This is a genomic window from Trichococcus sp. ES5, from assembly GCF_900067165.1.
Classification (GTDB): domain Bacteria; phylum Bacillota; class Bacilli; order Lactobacillales; family Aerococcaceae; genus Trichococcus; species Trichococcus flocculiformis.
The window spans coordinates 1-18,556 of sequence record NZ_FJND01000019.1 but is presented as its reverse complement, the minus strand read 5'-3'; the positions used below and the strand labels follow the sequence as shown (position 1 = coordinate 18,556).

Below are 18,556 nucleotides of genomic sequence, written 5' to 3'. Positions count from 1 at the left end.
GGAAATCATAAAAATGAAAAACATTTTAGAAGCACCATTCATCAAAGAAGTCATGCTGTTGACGGACGTCATGTACAAATTCGGCTGGCACGAAAGAAACAGCGGCAACTTGTCCTACTTGCTGAAAGAAGAGGAACTTACGGAATATCTGGATCTGAACGAAGTGAAACGCAACATTCCGATCGCTTTCGACGGAAAAGCTTTGGCCGGGAAATATTTCCTGGTCACAGGAACAGGGAAATTCTTCAAAAACGTCATCCATGATCCGGCTGATGTCTTGGGTATCCTGAAAGTAACTGCTGAAGGCAACAGCGTGGATCTGCTATGGGGCTACGAAAACGGAGCGGCTCCTACAAGCGAATTGCCTGCTCATTTGATGTCGCACATTTCGCGCTTGTCGGTCGATCCTGAAAACCGTGTCGTTTACCACTGCCACGCCACCAACCTGTTGGCGATGTCCTTCTCTTGCGAGTTGGATGAAAGAAGCTTCACACGCATCCTTTGGAAAATGTGTACCGAGTCATTGGTCGTGTTCCCTGAAGGCGTGGGCATCTTGCCTTGGTTGATGCCTGGAACGAACGAAATCGGCGAAGCGACTGCCGAGAAAATGAAGGAATACCGTCTGATCGTATGGCCGCACCACGGTTTGTACGCAGCCGGAAAAGATTTGGAAGAGTGTTTCGGTTTGGTCGAAACGGCTGAAAAATCAGCGACTGTCTACACACTTGTTCAATCGCAAGGCGGCATCAGACAGGAAATCACTGACGAACAACTGAGCAATCTTGGCAAACGTTTCTCGGTAACCCCAAGAGCGGGCTACTTGAATATCTAATTATATCAAAAGGGGATAATTGAAAATGGCAACTTTTTATGTACCGGCAATAAACCTGATCGGAATAGGCTGCATCAAGGAATTGGGCAGCAATGTGAAGGAACTTGGCTACAAGAAAGCTTTGTTCGTAACGGATAACTTTTTGGCCAAAAGCGAAATGATCGACGTTGTTTTGGCAGAGTTGGACAATGCGGCAATCGACTATGTGATCTATGCGGATGTCGATCCGAACCCGACATGCAAAAACGTCAATGAAGGCGTGGCGATGGCACAAGCAGAAAACTGCGACTTCATCATTTCCTTCGGTGGCGGCTCTCCGCAGGATGCAGCGAGCGCCATCAGCATCATCCTGACGAACGGCGGCAAACCGCAGGACTACGAAGGTTTGCACAAATCCGCTAAAGCCGGCTTGCCGGTTGTGGCGATCAACACGACTGCCGGAACATCCGCTGAAATCACGATCAACTACGTCATCACCGATGAAGACCGCAAAGTGAAGATGGTTATGGTCGACAAAAACAGCTTGGCGAAGATTTCCGTGAACGATCCTGAATTGATGTTGACGATGCCGAAATCATTGACAGCAGCGACCGGGATGGACGCGTTGACACATGCGATCGAATCGATGGTAACACCGGGCGCATACGCTGTGACGGAAGTATTGGCAGCCGGAGCAATCGAATTGATCCGCGAATACTTGCCGAAAGCTGTCGAAAACGGCACGGATCTCGATGCGCGCGACAAAATGGTCAATGCCATCTTCTTGGGCGGAATGGCCTTCAACAATGCCGGCCTTGGCTATGTGCATTCGATGGCTCACCAATTGGGTGCCGTCTACCACTTGCCGCACGGCGTTTGCTGCGCGATGTTATTGCCGATTGTGGAAGCTGAAAATGCCAAATTTGCACCTGAACGTTTCCGCAAAGTAGCGAAAGCATTAGGCTTGGCAGTAACGGCTGACGTATCCGATCAAGCCTGCGCGGATTACACGGTCGAAGAAATCAAACGTTTGTCCAAAGTCGTTGGTATTCCAACCTCATTGAATGAGTTGGGCATCAAGGAAGAGGAATTCGATTACGATTACCTGTCCAAAAATGCCATGATCGATGCCTGCGCACCAGGAAACCCATTCACGCCGACATTAGAAGAAACGATTGCGATGTACAAAAAGTTGTTCCAATAATCCACACCTGAGCTAAAATTACTAAGTTTTCAAAGAAATGCAGATAATCCGAATTTGTCCAAAACAAGATTGTCGACAATAAAGAAGAGCCGCCTCGATTTTTGAGGTGGCTCTTCTTTGCTGTGCCAAAAGACGGTTATAGAAATGGATGTCGGCTGTTGAGGATACCTTGAATAGCGAAAAGCCGACAGAAGACTGATCTCTCGGCTGTCTGCAACGTGGAATGCTCAAAACAGCCGACAAAACCCGGTCCAACTCCAGTCAACTAGGATCAGGCCGCACGATGTTATAGCGAAAAGCTATAACTTCGTATATTTATTAAGTGTTATCCTATATCCGGATTCCGTGGCATACTGAAACCACCTTCTGATGAATGATGATCAGCAAACAGTACAACACTTAAAAGCATGATTGATAGTTTTGCAGCAGGAACCAAAAAATGAAATGGAGGAATCAAAATGAACAGTTCAGTAATCGGTTTTCCAAGGGTCGGTAAATTGCGCGAATTAAAGTTCGCATCCGAAAAATATTTCAAGCAAGAAATTTCAACAGAAGAGTTGGAGCAAGTCGCAAAGGGTTTGCGGGAGATGCACTGGAATCTGCAGCAGGCTGCCGGCATCAGCCACATCCCTTCGAATGATTTTTCATATTACGATAACGTGCTGGATCTGACGGTCCTGTTGAACGCGTTGCCTGAAAACTACAGACAGCTCGGTTTGAGCGAGCGCGACACTTATTTTGCGGCTGCGCGCGGATACCAGGGCGTAGCGGGCGACGCCAAAGCCTTGGCGATGAAGAAATGGTTCAACACCAACTATCATTATTTGGTTCCAGAGCTGTCCGACAATACCGAAATTAAATTGGTGGGCGATAAGCCTTTTGTCGAGTACGAAGAAGCCAAAGCAATCGGTGTGCTGACGAAACCGGTCCTCATCGGCGGATTCACTTTCCTGAAGCTGGCCAAATACAAAGACTCGAAAACAATAAATGATTTTGCCGACCAAGTGGCAGATGCCTATATCGCAATCCTCGATCGGTTCAACGAACAGGGTGTGGAGTGGGTGCAGTTCGATGAACCGAGCCTGGTCACCGATCTGACGCAAGAAGATGTAGCGCTGTTCACGGCCCTTTACGAAAAAGTCTTGGCGCATAAGGGTAACGTAAAAGTATTGCTGCAAACATACTTCGGCGATATCAGGGACAGCTATGAAGAAGTGGTCGGCCTCGATTTCGACGGCATCGGCCTTGATTTCATCGAAGGCAAACAGACTGTGGAACTTTTGGAAAGATATGGCTTTCCGGCTGATAAAACATTGTTTGCCGGTGTCCTGAATGGGAAAAACATCTGGAAGAGCGACTACAAAAAGGTCATCACGTTGGTCAATGGGTTGAAGAAATACAGCAACGACATCGTCATCAGCACTTCCTGTTCGTTGCTGCATGTTCCCTACACGCTGGAAAACGAAACGAGCTTGCCGGAAGAAGTTTCCCAGTATTTCGCTTTCGCGAAGGAAAGGCTGCAGGAAATCAAAGAGCTGACGGAGTTGATCGGCACATCCGGATCCGGATATGAAGAGCAGGCAGCTTATCTTGCGAATCAAAAAGTCTTTTCAGCGGACCGGGTCTACGAAGACAAGCACGTGCAAGCATCCGTAGCGAGCTTGACGGAAAGAGATTTTGTCAGAAACGTTCCGAGACAAAAACGGAGAGCGATCCAAAAAGAGAAACTGCAACTGGGTCTGTTGCCGACAACGACGATCGGTTCCTTCCCGCAGACGAGGGAAGTCAAGCAGAACCGCAGCAAGTACCGCAAAGGCGCGATCTCAAAAGCCGAATACGATGAAAACATCAAAGGCTTCATCAAAGAATGCATCGATCTGCAGGAGGAACTGGGGCTGGATGTGCTGGTCCACGGCGAATCCGAGCGCAACGACATGGTTGAATTCTTCGGCGAAAACCTGGCTGGATACGTGTTTACCGAAAAAGCTTGGGTACAGTCCTACGGAACAAGATGCGTCAAGCCGCCGATCATTTTCGGGGACATCCGACGCGAAAACCCGATCACCGTGTTCTATTCGGAATATGCGCAGAGTCTTTCCGACAAACCGGTCAAAGGGATGCTCACTGGTCCGGTGACAATCTTGAATTGGTCGTTCCCGCGTGAGGACATTTCGCTGAGGGAGATGGCTTTCCAGATCGGTCTGGCGATCCGCGAAGAGGTTCTCGATTTGGAGGAAGCGGGCATCAAAATCATCCAGATCGATGAAGCGGCTCTGAAGGAGAAGTTGCCGATCCGCAGAGAAGAATGGGCGAGCGAGTACCTTGATTGGGCGATTCCGGCATTCCGCCTTTGCCACAGTGGCGTGAGACCGGAGACGCAGGTGCATACGCATATGTGCTACAGCGAATTCGAGGAAATCGTAAAGGATATCGATAACATGGATGCGGACGTCATTTCTTTTGAAGCCTCCCGTTCCAAACTGACGATCATCGATGCCTTGAAGGCGAACCAGTTCGAAACGGAAGTCGGACCGGGTGTTTACGACATCCACTCGCCGCGCGTGCCGAGTGTCGAAGAGATGGTAGCGGTATTGAAGAACGCGCTGACGAAGATAGACGTGGAAAATCTATGGATCAATCCAGATTGCGGACTGAAAACAAGAGGCATCAAGGAAACAAGAGAAAGCCTGGCCAATCTGGTGGCGGCCGCGCAAATCATCAAAGACGCAGTTTTGGTCTAAAAAAGAGGTGAAGGCTGATGAAAATAGAATCCAAATTCCAAAAGAAAAAACCGGTGCTTTCCTTCGAAATTTTTCCGCCGAAGCGCGATAAAGCGATCCAGAACATCGATGAGACGCTTGCGATCCTGAGTGAACTGAATCCTGATTTCATCAGCGTCACTTTTGGTGCCGGTGGAAGCCACACGGACAATCAGACTGTTGAATTGGCCAAACGCATCAAGCAACAATACGGGATCGATCCGCTGGTGCATCTGACTTGCTTGAATTCTTCGAAATTCGAAATCTGCGAATTGCTGGAGGAACTGAAAGAGGCCGAAATCGATAGCATTCTTGCCTTGCGCGGGGATAAAAATCCGGCCGTGGAAGAAAAGCAGGACTTTCGGTACGCCAGCGATCTGGTCAAATTCATCCGGCAGTACGGTGATTTTTCCATCAGTGGCGCCTGTTATCCGGAATGCCACACGGAATCGAAGAACAAAATCGAGGATATCGCCCATCTGAAGGAAAAGGTGGACAGTGGGGTGCAGCATCTGATTTCCCAGCTTTTTTTCGACAACAATGCCTTCTACTCCTTCCGGGAGCATATCCAGATTGCAGGTATGCACGTTCCGGTCGAGGCGGGCATCATGCCGGTCATCAACAAAGCGCAGATCGAAAGGATGGTGACGCTCTGCGGCGCCTCCTTGCCGGAAAAGTTTTCCAGAGTGATGCACAAATACGAAGACAACAAAGAGGCACTTTTCGATGCCGGCATGGCCTACGCGATCAATCAGATTGTCGATCTGCTGGCGCATGATGTGGATGGCATCCACATCTACACGATGAACAATCCGATCGTCGCAAAAAGGATCTGCGACGGAATCAAGAATCTGATTTGAACGTGAACTTCGTTTGGGCGTCGCTTACCGGAGAAGGTGGTTTCCTCCGGTGAGCGCCCCTCTCAAAGGAGTTGCGGATCACGGTAATAGCTGATCTCCTGCGAGCGAATGTTTGCCGGAGCTGAGTGCGCGGACGGAGGCTGATCTCCGTCGAACGAGGGCTCGACGGAGGTGAGCGTTTTGCGCACGCGTCAGCTCCTGCGAAGCCTCCGTTCCCCGGAGCAAAACGTTTCATCCCGCCGCATTCATCAGTTTTGTCATAAAAAGAGAGCTCCCGCCATTTCCGGCGGGAGCTCTCTTGTCTGTCATTTGCTTTGCGTGTTTTGTTTAGTTTGGAAACGCGGTCTTTGTGCGGCTTTTTGGCCGCCTCTTGGACCTTGTTGGTTTTTGACGCGAGTTCCGTTATTGCGCGCGGCAACCGGTTTTTTTGGCTGTGGTGCAGCTGCCTTAGTGCCTTCTTTCAACAGGAAAGGCTGATCTGTTACGACCGGGACTTTTCTCTTGATAAGCTTTTCGATGTCTCGCAACAACGATGCTTCGGTTTCATCACAGAATGAGATGGCTTTTCCGCCGCGTCCTGCGCGTCCCGTCCGTCCGATACGGTGAACATAGGTTTCCGGAACTTCAGGCAGATCAAACAAGATGACATGCGAAAGCTCAGGCACATCGATACCACGGGCTGCGATATCTGTCGCTACAAGAACGCTGGTTTTTTTGGTCTTGAAGTTTTCCAAAGCTCGTTGACGCGCAGTCTGGGATTTGTTGCCGTGGATTGCTTCAGCTGAAAGGCCCGCCTGCAAAAGCTTTTTGACGATCTTGTTGGCGCCGTGCTTCGTTCTTGAGAAGACAAGCGAGCGTTCCACTGTATCTTCCTTCAACAGGTGGATAAGCAAGTCAGTTTTGTCGGTCTTGGCTACAGGATAAACGCTTTGGTGGATGACTTCTACAGTCGAGGAAACCGGAGTGACTTCCACTTTCACCGGATATGACAAAATAGTTCCCGCAAGTTTTTCAATCTCAGTCGGCATAGTGGCCGAGAAGAACATGCTCTGACGTTTTTTTGGCAATTCGCGGATGATGCGGCGTACATCATGCAGCATCCCCATGTCCAACATCATATCCGCTTCATCCAGGACAAAGAAATCGACCTGGTTGAGTTTGATGTAGCCTTGTCCGATAAGGTCCAACAGTCTGCCTGGCGTCGCGACCAGGATATCCGTTCCGCGTTTTAGCGCGGTTGTCTGTGGATTCTGGGAAACACCACCGAAAATGACTTGGATCTTCAATGGAAGGTATTTAGCGTAAATTTGGAAGCTTTCCCCGATTTGCAGGGCAAGCTCACGGGTAGGGGCAAGGATCAGCGCTTTGATGGCGCCTTTTCCAGCGGTTTCTTGTTCCGTTAGGTTCTGAAGAATCGGTAGGGCAAAGGCAGCGGTCTTACCGGTACCGGTTTGGGCGCAACCCAACAAATCCTTGTTGTTCATCAGATGCGGAATGGCATCTTCCTGGATGGGCGTCGCTTTCGTGTAGCCTGCCTCTTTCAGTGCGCGCAGCAGGTGTTGATTCAATTCTAGTTCTTTAAATAACAAATGGTTCTCCTTCAGCATGTTCTACATGCATTTGATTTTAGTGGGTATGTTTCGGGTCAGGCCAGTTTGGGAAAGAGAGCCGGACTCTCATTTTGCCAAATGCCTCTCCACGAAACGTTATATAGGTACTCTGAGCAACAGCGTGACTGGCCTACTATATCACAAATGAAAGCAAAAGTCATAGCATTCCGCTTTTGGGTGGAATAATGAGTGGGTTAACAAGGCGAGGAAGCGTTGAGGCATCCGAAATAGCCCGCAAAAAAAACCGCACCGAAATGGATTCGTTCATCCATTTCGGTGCGGTCTTGTTTTTGGGGTAATTTGTTCTTCAAACATTGTGCAGTAAATTCATGAATGACTATTCCTGTATTTCATCCAATTTCTTCAGATGCTTTTCGGCAATCTTTTTCACTTTGTCGACGCGGTTCGTGTATTTTTCGATATCGCTGAGGTAATCGGTCGTCATCCAAGCCCTCACGATTTCAAGCGCCAATGCCGATCCGATGATCTTTCCGCCGAGGCAGAGAACATTCGTGTCGGAGTGGGAACGCGCCAGTTTCGCGCAGAAAGGATCTTGGCAGACAGCCGCATAGACGCCGTAGATTTTGTTGGCGATCAGGGCACTGCCGTAACCGACGCCATCGACAAAGATGCCGCGGTCGGCTTTTCCTTCTGCCACAGCCAGTGAGGCAGGATAAACATAATCGGACAGGTCACAAGGTTCTTCGTTGTAAGGTCCGAAGTCGAGCACTTCATGGCCTTCTTGTTCGAGTAAAGCTTTGACTTCTTCTTTCAATGCGAAGCCGGCATGGTCGCTGGAAACGGCAATTTTCATCTAAATCCCTCCATTATCTATCATTAACCAAAAGTATAAGCCAAACGGCGAGAGGAGTACAGACTGAGTTTACAGATCAAGCCAGAACAAACCTGTGATTTGAACAGTAGCCACTTTGATTCTGCCATTGTTCGGGATGCCTCAATTATGTAAGATGAAGGTGTAAACTAGGATTCTTCGAATGGAGTAGACAAATGGGCGAAATAAAAGGACTGGTATTTGATTTGGACGGTGTCATCACTGATACAGCTGAACGGCATTACTTGGCATGGAAAAGGATAGCGCATCGATTGGGCATCGCGATCGACCGCGAATGGAACGAACGCCTCAAAGGCATCAGCAGAACGGAATCTTTGGAACTTATTTTGGCTGAGAATCCGACACTTCTCCTTGATTCGGAAGAAAAAGCACAGCTTTTGAAAGAAAAAAATGCGCATTACTTGGAGTTGATCGCGGAAATCACAGCAGCGGACATCCTGCCGGGTATTCCGGAACTCCTGGAAGAGGCAAAGAATGCAGGCTACCGCATGGCGATCGCCTCCGCCAGCAAAAATGCGCCGCTCATTCTGGAAAGACTGGGTCTATCGGCTATGTTCGATGCCGTCGTCGATCCGGAATCGCTGAAACAGAACAAACCGCATCCAGAGATTTTTGAAAAGGCTGCTCAGGCTTTGGGTCTGGAAACACAGGAATGCATCGGTTTCGAAGACTCATTGGCTGGTATTGAAGGGATCAAAAGGGCGGGTATGCCCGCTGTAGCCATCGCCATCCCTATCTTTGCTGAGTGGCTTCCAGATATCGAAGTGGCGGCTACAAAAGATTTGAAATTGGAAGAAATTGTACGCAAAGTGACTACGATGAAGGAGCGTGTTGAAGAATGGTAGATTTGAAGGGGAATCCTTTTTATCTGAAGGATGAACAAATAGCATGGGTGAACCTAACTTTGGAAAACTTGACGTTGGATGAAAAAGTGGGGCAGCTGTTCTGCCCAATCGGCATGTCCACGGACGAAAAGGCACTGTTTGACTTGGCTGTGAACAAAAAAATTGGAGGCTTGCTGTTCCGTCCTGGAAAAGGCGAAGAAGTGCAGCAAGCCCACCGCTATCTGCAGCACCAAGCTAAGGTTCCGATGCTGATCGCAGCCAACCTGGAAGCGGGCGGTACGGGAAGCGCTATTGACGGTACGCGCATCGGCAATCCGATGTTGTTGGCGGCTGGTCAGGATGCCGAATTTGGGCACCATCTTGGTGAAGTATGCGCCAAAGAAGGTTCGGCAGTAGGCGTGAACTGGGCCTTCGCGCCGGTCGTGGATATCGACTACAATTTTCATAATCCGATCACGAATGTGCGCACGTACGGCAGTGATCCCGAAACCGTCCTCAACTATGCAAAAGGTTTTGTTGAAGCCGTGCAGCAAAACGGAGTAGCGGCTTCGATCAAGCATTTTCCCGGGGATGGCATCGATTTCCGTGATCAGCATCTGGTGACGACAGTCAACACTTTGCCGCTTGAAGAATGGCGGAGTACCTATGGTAAAGTCTATTCGGGCCTCATCGAAGCAGGCTCATTATCGGTGATGATCGGCCATATTGCTTTGCCGGCGGTCCAGAAATCAGAAGAAGATGCTTTTCTGCCGGCCACCTTATCTCCTGTTATCATGCAGGAACTGTTGCGCGAGGAACTCGGATTCAATGGCGTCATCACAAGTGATGCGACGCCGATGGTCGGTTTTTGCGCGGCGATGGAGCGGCGTTTGGCCGTTCCGACAGCAATCGCTGCCGGTTGTGATATCTTCCTGTTCAACAAAGACTTGGAGGAGGATATCCGCTTCATGAAGGAAGGGATTGAAAATGGCATCCTGAAGTTGGAACGCATCGATGAAGCCGTCACCCGCATTCTGGCGATGAAAGCAGCATTGAAGTTGCCTGAAAAACAGGCGGATGCATTGTTGGTTCCGGCAAAGGAAGAACTGGCCGTCCTGCAGGCGGAACAACACGTCCAATGGGCTACTGAAGCCGCCGACAAAGGCATCACCCTCGTCAAAGATACAGCCGGTAACCTACCGCTACGGCCGGACGCGACGCCTCGTCTGTTACTGCAACTGCTCGGGCCTTACGAGGAATCGAATACCCAAATCTTTTCCAAGGTGCTGCCGCTGTTGGAGAAGGAAGGCTTCCAGGTGACGCTGTATCAGCCAGAAGATTTCACGACCGGATTCGAATCCGTTTCCCAGTTCCGTTCCAAATATGATGCTGTCCTCTATCTGGCCAATGTCGAAAACCGCAGTAATGCTACAACGACAAGAATCAATTGGTATACGTTCTTCGGCCAGGGGAACAATATCCCGTGGTTCGTCGATGAAGTGCCGACCGTATTTGCGAGTCTGGGGAATCCGTACCATCTCATGGATGTTCCAATGGTGAAGACCTACATCAATACCTACGACAATCACCAAGCAGTCATCGAAGCGCTTGTAGCTAAAATTCTTGGCAAGAGCGATTTCAAGGGCGTGAGTCCGATTGATCCTTATTGTGGGTTGATGGATGCACGCAGATAGATTTTATGCACCCAACCCGATGAGTCCGGTTGGGTTTTTCTGTATAATGGTGGAGGAGACAATGAGAGAGGGTGAGCCGCAAAATGTTTGAACTGGACCGTATTTTAAAGGAAGAAACCAAAGTTGAAAAAGAGCAACGGAAATCCGGGTTTAATGTGACGGATCCGGACATTCTCGATGAACTGATTTTGAGTGGGGATAAGTTCCGATTGAATGGCGATTTCCTTCTGAGTGAGGAAATGTTCTTCAAAAAAGGGGACGTCCATATCCGTAAGCACAACCGCTATTCGGATATGCCATTGCATCACCATCAGTTTCTGGAATTGAACTATATGTATTCCGGTTCCTGCACTCAGGAAGTGAGCGGTGAAAAAATCATCCTCCATGAAGGTGACATCATCATGCTGGATCGGGGCAGCTCGCATTCTTTCCTGGCACTGGGCGAGAACGATATCCTCATCAATGTTCTGTTGAAAGTAGAGACGATCAACACCAAAATTCTGCAGCAGCTTGTGAGGAAACGAGGGGTATTGACTGAGTTTCTGGTGTTGGCAAGCCAACGCACCCACGAAGAGGATCAGTTTTTGGTGTTCAGGACGGGAGAAAACAAAAAAGTCCAAACGTTCATGCATTATATCCTGGAGGAATACTATGGTGATACTGAACCGAACATCGAAGTGATCCACCTCTATCTTCCATTACTGTTCATGGAGCTGGCGCGCACATTTGAAGAAGAAACAAAAGGGCAGCAACGGCACCACAATCAGGTCGTCACCGAAGCCTTGGCCATCATCGAAAAGGATTACCGCACGCTTTCTTTGGAAATGTTGGCGCAACAATTGGGCTTCAACAAGAATTATTTGGGGAATCTGATCAAAAAAGAGACGGGGGACACTTTCAAGCAATTGCTGCAGCGCCAACGCATGCTTCACGCGCACCATCTGCTGCTTTATTCAAATTATTCGATGGAGGAAATATCCGAGGAAATCGGCTATCTGGACACGAGCTACTTCTTCAGGTCCTTCAAAAAAACGCACGGCAAGACGCCAGGTCAGATCCGCGAGGAAGCCTTGCACAGAGACCTGTAGTTTGGCCACTTTGTTCTGTTCAGGCGACATTGTAAGCCTTTGCCGAAAGCGGTTTAATAAGGGTGTAAACAAAACAGAACAAAGGAGAGAATAATTATGGTAACTGAAACAAGAATTTTGGATCAAATAGACGAAAACAAGCTGCCGCTGAGTGAGAAGCTGACGTTCGGTTTCGGGAATCTGGCGGCCAATCTGATGCTGACAACGGCCAGTTCCTTCATCACTTATTACTATACCGATGTGGTCGGCCTGAGCGCAGTCATCGTCGGGAACATCCTGTTATGGGCGCGACTTTTTGATGGCGCTTCCGATTTGGCGATGGGTGCGATCGTCGACAAGACACGTTCGAAACACGGAAAGGCCAGACCTTGGATTTTATGGATGGCAATCCCTTATGCTTTGGCAATGATACTTTTATTCACTTCCCCTGATTTCTTGGGATCGACGGGCAAAGCCATCTATGCTTTCGTAACGTATGTGATTGCTTTGGCTGGTGTATACACGGCGACGATGGTTCCCTATAACGCAATGATCGGTACTACGACATCGAACCCGGTCGATCGCGGCAACCTATCGACATCACGCACCTTAGCTGGATTCGTGGGGGCGATGGGAGTGACTGCAGCGGTTTTGCCGATCGTAAACTTCTTCGGTGGCGATAAACAGGCTTGGACATGGATGGCCGCTCTATTCGGGGGTATCTCGACAGTGCTGTTGCTGATTCTGTTCAAAAATTCTAAGGAACGCGTCATCGAGTCTGCTGTTGCTGTCGAAAAGGTTCCTTTGAAAAAGAATCTTAAGGCGCTGTTGCAGAATAAATACTGGGTCATCATGATTCTATATATGCTAATGAGTTTCATCAGCTCTGGTTTGGGTGGCATCAACATTTTTTATGCCCAATGGATTTTGGGAGATCCTGCAAAAGTGGCAGTAATCGGTATTCTTTCTTTTATGCCGATTGCGGTAGGTGCAGTGTTTATGCCTGTTCTGTTGAGCAAATTCAGCAAAAAAACGATCACCTTGATCGGAGGCATCGTAATGATGATAGGTCTGTTGATCATCGCGGTGTTCCCGGAAAACTTTACGATGATTATGGTTGGTTTGATCATCCGCGGACTCGGTATCGCGCCGGGAGCTGTCGCAGGCTTCGCTATGTTGGGTGACGTTGCCGATTACGGTGAATGGAAAACGGGCATCCGCAGCGAAGGTTTGATTTTCTCGGCAGGAACTTTTGCCGAAAAAGTCGGCTCCGGAGTGGGCGGGCTGATTCTGGGTGTCGTTTTAGGACTTGGCGGCTATGTGTCGCAAGGGGCAACGCAATCAACAGAAGCTTTATTCGCGATCAAGGCAATCTTCGCCTATCTGCCACTCGCTTTCACAGCAATCTGCATTTTGTTGATTCTGTTCTATGACTTGGACAAAAAACTTCCTGAAATTGCGGAAGACTTGAAAGCGAAACGAGTGAACGGATAATGTTACAGGCTGGGACAAAAACCCAGCCTGAAATTATATATCCGAATATTATTTGCGCAAACGTGCGGCAAAAGGCATGCCCTGGTTCCACTTCACGAAAAATGCTCAGATGGTCTGCGACAATCTTGCGCTTATTCGCTCCAGTGGTCCGGGCCTAAATGCCTTTTGTCCCACTCTCATTTTTTAAGACAGGAGCACACACAATGAATATATATAATCTGAAAACCAATTACCTAATGAATCCTATCGGCTTTTTGATGGACACGGTGGCTTTATCGTGGATAATCGAAGCGCCGTTTGAGGAGGAATTGCAGGGAATCCGTGTCCTCATCGCACTGGATGAGAACTTTGAAGAGGTCATCCATGACAGCAGGATGCAAGCCGATTTGGATTCGCTGTGCTATCAGCCGGAAATCAAGCTGCAGCCGCGCACGCGCTACTTCTGGAAAGTGATTGCGAAGAATGTTAGTGGAGACGAGTCTTCTTCCGAAATTCACTACTTCGAGACGGCGAAGGAAGAGGAACTGTGGACCGGAAAATGGATCGAACCTGCCCGACAATTGCAAAGGATGCCGCTTGCGCGCAAACTGTTCCGCCTGCCTGCAAAACCTATCCGTAAGGCACGCGTTTATGCGACAGGACTGGGTATTTATGAACTGTATCTGAACGGAGAAAAAATCGGTGACGAATATTTGGCTCCCGGCTTCCATTCTTATGATTTTTGGCAGCAATACCAGACGTACGATGTCACAGAAGCCCTTCAAGCAGGTGGAAATGCGATCGGCTTCATGCTGGGGGACGGCTGGTTCAAAGGCCGCTTCGGATTCGACGGTGGATATGAAGATCTGTACGGGGATCAGTTCCGCCTGATCGCGGAATGCATCGTTACTTATGAGGACGGAACGGAAGAAATCATCGCCAGCGATGATACGTGGGAAGTCGCTGAGGGGCCGCTCGTCTCCAGTAGCATATACGACGGGGAAGTGTATGACGCGAACCTGGAAATCGACGGTTGGAACAAATACAGCGAATCAGAATCAGCTATTTGCTGGGAACGGATGCAACTGAGCGATACGGATACCGAAGAACTTCAGGCACGGTTGAGTGTTCCGGTTAAAATCGTGGATGCCTTCGTGCCAGAACTGATTATTACCCCTGCAGGAGAGCAAGTATTGGACTTCAAACAGAACATGACCGGATGGATCACGTTCTCCGCGGATGTGCCGGATGGAACCGTCATCACCTATGAAGTCGGCGAAGTGCTGCAGGAAGACAACTTCTACCGCGATAATCTACGCACGGCGGAAGCGAAATTCACCTACATCAGCAATGGTAAAGCGGCCGAAGTGCGTCCGTACTTTACATTTTACGGCTTCCGCTACGCCAAAATAACCGGTGTCGATCTCCTGGAACAGGATCTAGGCTTCAAAGGATACGTGCTCCAGAGCGAACTGGAAGAGACGAGCGGCATGATCACAGCCAATCCGGATGTGAACCAATTGCTGAAGAATGCGCTTTGGGGGCAAAAAGGTAATTTCCTGGATGTGCCGACGGATTGTCCTCAAAGGGATGAGCGCATGGGCTGGACTGGTGATGCGCAGATTTTTGCCCGCACAGCGAGCTATAATATGTACACTCCGGCTTTCTACAAAAAATTCATGCACGATCTCCGTTTGGAGCAAAAAGCGCTCAATGGATCCGTTCCATTTGTTGTTCCACAGATCAAGCCGGAAGGAGATGCCGGATTCGTTACCGGATCCGGCGCAGCCGCCTGGTCGGATGCGGCGACAGTCATTCCCTGGGTGCTTTACGAACAATACGGCGATCGTTCGTTGCTGAAGGAACACTACCCGACCATGAAAGATTGGGTGGACTATATCGTTCGCGAAGATACGAAATCCGGAGACAAACGCCTCTGGACAAGCGGGTTCCAGTTCGGCGATTGGTTGGCGTTGGACGGGGATAATCCGCACTCACCGATGGGCGGCACCGACACTGCTCTGGTTGCATCCGTGTACTACTATCATTCGGCTTCCTTGCTGGCACGGGCCGCGGAGGTTTTGGGCAATACGCATGATGCGTTGGCGTACACCCAATTGGCCTTGGAAGTGAAACAAGCCATCCAAAATGAATACCTGACTACTACGGGACGTCTGGCGGTGACGACCCAGACTGCCTACATACTGTTCCACTATTTCGATCTCTGCCCGGAAACATTCAAAGAGCGGATGACAAAAGACTTCTATGATAAAGTCATTTCCAGTGGTGTCCACCTGCAGACCGGGTTCGTCGGGACGCCGTATTTTGCGGAAGCTTTGAGCAAGAACGGCATGAACGAACTGGCGTATGGTTTATTGCTGAATGAGGATTATCCGAGCTGGCTGTTCGCGGTGAAGATGGGCGCAACCACCATCTGGGAACGCTGGAATTCGATTCTGCCGGACGGAAAAATCTCCGGAACGGACATGAACTCCCTGAACCACTATGCTTATGGATCTATCGTGGAATGGCTGTATCGTTGCGTCCTGGGCATCCAGGCGGACAGCAATCAGCCAGGATACAAACATTTCTTCCTGTCACCGCAACCAAGTGCGCAGTTGGGCAAAGCGGAAGGGTATTATCAATCGGTATCCGGCCGTATCGAAAGTGCGTGGGAGATTCTGGCTGACGGACAATTGGATTTCGCTTTCCGCGTGCCTTTCGGGACGGCTGCCACCATCACCCTGCCGGACATGTCGCTTGAAACAGCGCAGAAAACGGAGTGGCTCCGGTCTGCCGTGGCTGCTGAGGATGGCCTAACAGTCACAGTCAAAGCAGGTGAATACCGCGTCACGTACATGCCGACACGGAACTATTGCCCTGAAGTCACAACCGAGATGTCCTACCGGGAACTATTGGAATATACACCAGCCCGAAAAGTGATCTTCGAACAATTGCCTATGATGCGCAACAATGACGTGGCCTTGCAGTATCTGGATAAGCCAATGGAAAACTTCAAGGACCTGCCGATTGTTTCCAATTTTGTCAGCGAACAAGTCCTGGAGCAGATGAATGCATCGTTTGCCTGATGGAGATAATGACTTAAGAATGAGGCGGCATCCGTCGCGAAAACTGCGACCTGTTCTATATTCAATATGTGGACGGTGAATTCAAAACCGAAATCGTCGACATAGACAGCGGGCCTTCCAATATCATGGTGGTGAACGAAGCAGATCGTGACATTATCGTTGCCGCGAACCACACCGGTAATGAAGCGGCGGTCTATATAGTGGAAGATTGATGCGACGGTGAATGGTAATCTGACGTGAGTTCAGGTCACCTGATCTTTCTCCTCCGATGAACGGAGGCTTCGTCGGAGTTCGGCCAACATTATTAGATGTGATCTCCGGGGAGGCGAACTTCGCAGGCGGTGCAGTCGGATCTGAAGCGTGTCCTCCGGCAGGCAGCTGCCTCGCCGGAGTTGGAGGCCCGACAAGAGCGCGTTTCTCAGACTAACGGCCACCGCTAATTTTTTTCATTAATACCATACAATCAAAAAAGAATATCCGGCCTTGAAACTCAAGGTAGGACATTCTTTTTTGCAATTATTGGTGAAGTTCCTCGTAAAACTCATCAGCAACGGGTTCCAACCATTCCGGTATTCCTGCGGTGATGGCGATGTGTTCGAACCAGCTGTCCTTGGCGGCACCGTGCCAGTGCTTCACACCGTCATGGGTCACGATGACATCCCCTGGCTTTAATGATTGGGCAGGCTTGCCGTCTTCTTGATACCAACCCTCTCCGCCGGTGACCAACAGAATTTGGTAACCGTCGTGATGAATATGCCAGTTATTGCGGCAACCGGGTTCAAAGGTCACATTGCCGACGCCGACAGCCACTTCGGGATCAGCCACCAGTGCATTAAAATAACTTTGGCCGATAAAATACTGCGCGTAAGCTGTGTTTTCATCTCCAATCGGGAAAATGACGCCTTTTTTTACTTCTTCGTTTTTTGCCATATTTTTTTCCTCCTGAAAATTAATCTGTGTAAATTTCTTTGGCGATGTTGAAAGCGGACCATGCTTTCGGCCAACCGACATAGAACGCGAGCTGCGTGATGATTTCCACAAGTTCCTCTTTGGTCACGCCATTTTCCTTGGCTTTGTTCAAGTGAAACGGAAGCTGTTCAAAGTTTCCGCCTGTAATCAACGCTGTGATGGTGACGATAGAACGATCGCGCGGCGCGAATTCCTTTTCCCGCGACCAGACTTGCCCGAACAGAACATCGTCATTCAATTCAGCAAATTTTGGCGCAAAATCGCCCAATAAATCTCTTCCTGCAGTTACTTTTGCCATAAAATCATCTCCTTAGGAATATTACATTCAGCATACTCCCTAGAGTGCACTTTAAGTCAAGCGCGAGTTCATAATTCTTTTCCGTTCTCAAAATATCGTACTGTTGTATCTTTGAAAATGGAGGTGAAAGCACATGGCCTGTTCAATTTGAGCATTCTCTGAAAAGGGTAGAAAATTCGGGCTTCATGTAAGAGCTTCTATTCGATTGCTTGTCATATATTAGTGTATAATGAGATTATTATAGCTTAGTGATGGAACGAGCTGAATTTTTTTGTTTTTTTAGATGGTAGGATGCATAAAAATTTGAAAGAGGTGGCCTATGGATAAGAAAAGAATTGTCATTTATACGCTATTATTTATAGCAACATTAGCGATAGCGACACAAGGATTCACGAATACTGGTTTGGACGGACTGCTTGTCCCGTTACTTTTTACCTTTGCCTATTTTACGATCATCTTTATTATCGCAACAATCATTAAAAGGCTCTCTGTCAAATGGTGTTGATGAGACATTTTATCTGTTGAAATAAGGGAGCCACATTCACAAACTCCAGAAGAGAATTTTTCTCTTTTGGGGTTTGTTTTTTTATATTGCCTGAAGCAGATTGAATTGGATAAAAATCCGATTACGGAAATGAATGAAGTTCCTGTAGCCGTAAGAGACTCTCTTGATGACCTTTATTTTGTTATTTATCCCTTCGATTACTCCGTTGGAGTAGGTATAGGAGAGACTGTTGAGAATGTATTCTTCGGCGACCTTGAGTGACTTAATGGCTTTTGTCATGTTGGGTGAAAGGGATTTATGGGTTTCATTCAGAAAATTTTTAAACAGTTCTTTTTCTTTATGGTTCACCGCATATTTGATAGTCTGATAGGCATCATAATTTGCTTTCAGAGTGAGGTCTATTCCCAATAGATAATCGACTACATCTTTATCGCACATGCCCTTTTTGAAGAGTCTGTGGTAGCGGAAATTGGTGAAGTCCAGCTTGTCTTGATCCATAAGCAGTAATTTCCAGTAGTTCTTCAATTTTGTATAATCGCG

General features: G+C 48.6%; 15 protein-coding genes. 10 read left to right on the top strand and 5 right to left on the bottom strand.

The features are described 5' to 3' along the window. Positions 1–7 precede the first annotated feature (7 nt). The 4 genes from rhaD to metF all read left to right on the top strand — a co-directional run bounded on the left by rhaD (position 8) and on the right by metF (position 5,634). The gene (rhaD, locus tag TES5_RS12220) at positions 8–832 is read left to right on the top strand and encodes a rhamnulose-1-phosphate aldolase (protein WP_218587630.1); all 825 of its coding nucleotides are present in this window, start codon (positions 8–10) and stop codon (positions 830–832) included. A 25-nt stretch (positions 833–857) separates the two neighbouring features. After that, positions 858–2,015 carry an iron-containing alcohol dehydrogenase gene (locus tag TES5_RS12215; protein WP_068562272.1) on the top strand — a complete coding sequence of 386 codons (1,158 nt, stop codon included), beginning with the start codon at positions 858–860 and terminating at the stop codon, positions 2,013–2,015. Between the two features lie 458 nt (positions 2,016–2,473). After that, on the top strand, positions 2,474–4,756 hold the full coding sequence (gene metE, locus TES5_RS12210) for a 5-methyltetrahydropteroyltriglutamate--homocysteine S-methyltransferase (protein WP_068562271.1): 2,283 nt from the start codon (positions 2,474–2,476) through the stop codon (positions 4,754–4,756). A gap of 17 nt (positions 4,757–4,773) precedes the next feature. After that, positions 4,774–5,634 (top strand): methylenetetrahydrofolate reductase [NAD(P)H], encoded by an 861-nt coding sequence (gene metF, locus TES5_RS12205; protein ID WP_068562270.1) that lies wholly within the window; start codon positions 4,774–4,776, stop codon positions 5,632–5,634. 305 nt (positions 5,635–5,939) lie between these two features. Here the strand turns inward: metF and TES5_RS12200 are convergent, their stop codons facing one another. Then, entirely contained in the window at positions 5,940–7,223 is a 1,284-nt protein-coding gene (locus TES5_RS12200) for a DEAD/DEAH box helicase (RefSeq protein ID WP_068562269.1), read from the bottom strand. A 358-nt stretch (positions 7,224–7,581) separates the two neighbouring features. After that, the gene (locus TES5_RS12195) at positions 7,582–8,058 is read right to left on the bottom strand and encodes an RpiB/LacA/LacB family sugar-phosphate isomerase (RefSeq protein ID WP_068562268.1); all 477 of its coding nucleotides are present in this window, start codon (positions 8,056–8,058) and stop codon (positions 7,582–7,584) included. A gap of 194 nt (positions 8,059–8,252) precedes the next feature. On the opposite strand from TES5_RS12195, the gene pgmB reads away from it, so the two are divergent. The 5 genes from pgmB (at position 8,253) to TES5_RS12170 (ending at position 16,244) form a co-directional block, all read left to right on the top strand. Then, complete coding sequence (gene pgmB / locus TES5_RS12190) at positions 8,253–8,942, top strand: beta-phosphoglucomutase (protein ID WP_068562267.1); 690 nt, start codon at positions 8,253–8,255, stop codon at positions 8,940–8,942. Continuing rightward, positions 8,936–10,615, top strand: coding sequence for a glycoside hydrolase family 3 protein (locus tag TES5_RS12185; protein ID WP_068562266.1), 1,680 nt, complete (start codon positions 8,936–8,938; stop codon positions 10,613–10,615). Before pgmB ends, TES5_RS12185 begins: the two co-directional genes overlap by 7 nt. An 83-nt stretch (positions 10,616–10,698) precedes the next feature. Then, complete coding sequence (locus TES5_RS12180) at positions 10,699–11,703, top strand: AraC family transcriptional regulator (RefSeq protein ID WP_068562265.1); 1,005 nt, start codon at positions 10,699–10,701, stop codon at positions 11,701–11,703. Between the two features lie 96 nt (positions 11,704–11,799). Next, entirely contained in the window at positions 11,800–13,176 is a 1,377-nt protein-coding gene (locus TES5_RS12175; protein WP_068562264.1) for an MFS transporter, read from the top strand. A 203-nt stretch (positions 13,177–13,379) separates the two neighbouring features. Then, positions 13,380–16,244 (top strand): alpha-L-rhamnosidase, encoded by a 2,865-nt coding sequence (locus tag TES5_RS12170; protein WP_068562263.1) that lies wholly within the window; start codon positions 13,380–13,382, stop codon positions 16,242–16,244. A gap of 516 nt (positions 16,245–16,760) precedes the next feature. Here the strand turns inward: TES5_RS12170 and TES5_RS12165 are convergent. Further along, positions 16,761–17,174: a cupin domain-containing protein gene (locus TES5_RS12165; RefSeq protein WP_068562262.1), complete on the bottom strand. Its 414-nt coding sequence runs from the start codon at positions 17,172–17,174 to the stop codon at positions 16,761–16,763. A gap of 19 nt (positions 17,175–17,193) precedes the next feature. Then, complete coding sequence (locus tag TES5_RS12160; protein WP_068562261.1) at positions 17,194–17,511, bottom strand: carboxymuconolactone decarboxylase family protein; 318 nt, start codon at positions 17,509–17,511, stop codon at positions 17,194–17,196. Between the two features lie 319 nt (positions 17,512–17,830). Here TES5_RS12160 and TES5_RS12155 point away from each other — a divergent pair, with 319 nt between their 5' ends. After that, positions 17,831–18,016: a hypothetical protein gene (locus tag TES5_RS12155; RefSeq protein WP_068562260.1), complete on the top strand. Its 186-nt coding sequence runs from the start codon at positions 17,831–17,833 to the stop codon at positions 18,014–18,016. A gap of 81 nt (positions 18,017–18,097) precedes the next feature. Here the strand turns inward: TES5_RS12155 and TES5_RS12150 are convergent. Next, positions 18,098–18,556 (bottom strand): transposase (locus tag TES5_RS12150; protein WP_198143353.1); only part of this gene is annotated, 459 nt, incomplete at its 5' end.

Bases quoted from the DNA above. Each gene is read 5' to 3' on its own strand.
- TES5_RS12215 (WP_068562272.1), top strand. From the start codon at position 858: ATGGCAACTTTTTATGTACCGGCAATAAACCTGATCGGAATAGGCTGC.
- metE (WP_068562271.1), top strand. From the start codon at position 2,474: ATGAACAGTTCAGTAATCGGTTTTCCAAGGGTCGGTAAATTGCGCGAA.
- metF (WP_068562270.1), top strand. From the start codon at position 4,774: ATGAAAATAGAATCCAAATTCCAAAAGAAAAAACCGGTGCTTTCCTTC.
- TES5_RS12195 (WP_068562268.1), bottom strand. From the start codon at position 8,058: ATGAAAATTGCCGTTTCCAGCGACCATGCCGGCTTCGCATTGAAAGAA.
- pgmB (WP_068562267.1), top strand. From the start codon at position 8,253: ATGGGCGAAATAAAAGGACTGGTATTTGATTTGGACGGTGTCATCACT.
- TES5_RS12185 (WP_068562266.1), top strand. From the start codon at position 8,936: ATGGTAGATTTGAAGGGGAATCCTTTTTATCTGAAGGATGAACAAATA.
- TES5_RS12180 (WP_068562265.1), top strand. From the start codon at position 10,699: ATGTTTGAACTGGACCGTATTTTAAAGGAAGAAACCAAAGTTGAAAAA.
- TES5_RS12175 (WP_068562264.1), top strand. From the start codon at position 11,800: ATGGTAACTGAAACAAGAATTTTGGATCAAATAGACGAAAACAAGCTG.
- TES5_RS12170 (WP_068562263.1), top strand. From the start codon at position 13,380: ATGAATATATATAATCTGAAAACCAATTACCTAATGAATCCTATCGGC.
- TES5_RS12165 (WP_068562262.1), bottom strand. From the start codon at position 17,174: ATGGCAAAAAACGAAGAAGTAAAAAAAGGCGTCATTTTCCCGATTGGA.
- TES5_RS12160 (WP_068562261.1), bottom strand. From the start codon at position 17,511: ATGGCAAAAGTAACTGCAGGAAGAGATTTATTGGGCGATTTTGCGCCA.
- TES5_RS12155 (WP_068562260.1), top strand. From the start codon at position 17,831: ATGGATAAGAAAAGAATTGTCATTTATACGCTATTATTTATAGCAACA.